1 protein-coding gene is annotated in these 705 nt (G+C 38.2%); it reads left to right on the forward strand.

Annotated features, from left to right (window positions below; all coding sequences use genetic code 11):
* The coding region (locus HMPREF0819_RS08835; protein WP_003067990.1) for a DEAD/DEAH box helicase family protein at positions 1 to 705 on the forward strand (705 nt) is incomplete at both ends.

A 705-nucleotide genomic window follows, 5' to 3' on the forward strand; every position in this document is an offset into this window, starting at 1 on the left:
GGGGATCTGGTGATTTCTATCAATTGCCACCTGTGGATAATTCTGGTCAGCCGAAATTCTGCTTTTTGGCTAAAAGTTGGAATAAGGTTATCGAAAACACCGTGGTGTTGAAGCAAGTTTTCAGACAAAAGGGAGATAATGAGTTTATTGATATGTTGAACAATGTGCGTGTTGGGAACTTGAATTATGAAACCATTGAAGCGTTCCAAAAATTGGATCGACAAATCAACTACACTGACGGAATAGAACCAACACAGTTGTACCCAACTTTAAAAGAAGTTCTGATGGCGAATCAAGCAAAATTAAACAGTTTACCAGGGAAAGTATACACTTTCCAAGCCAAAGATCCAGAAAACCCTTTTCTCGTCAGTATGCTTGATAATAATCTTATGGTGGATAAAGTTCTTCATTTAAAAACGGGGGCCCAAGTCATGTGTGTCAAAAATTTCACTGATGAATTGGTCAATGGTACCTTAGGTACCGTTTTATTTATGGCTACCCGTAAACTTTATATGAAGTTTTTGGAACAATATGTGTATATTGATGCGGAAGACCAGGCGGCGCTTGCTGAAATGAGGTTCGTATGTAATAGAATCGGCAAATCTGGTGGTTTTACCGATCAAGAGAAAGCATTTTTCGACAATATTCCATTGCAACGACAAAGTTTCATTCAATCATGTTGTCATCTAGCTAGTCAAGAATTCG

Source organism: Streptococcus equinus ATCC 9812 (assembly GCF_000187265.1).
Taxonomy (GTDB): Bacteria; Bacillota; Bacilli; order Lactobacillales; family Streptococcaceae; genus Streptococcus; species Streptococcus equinus.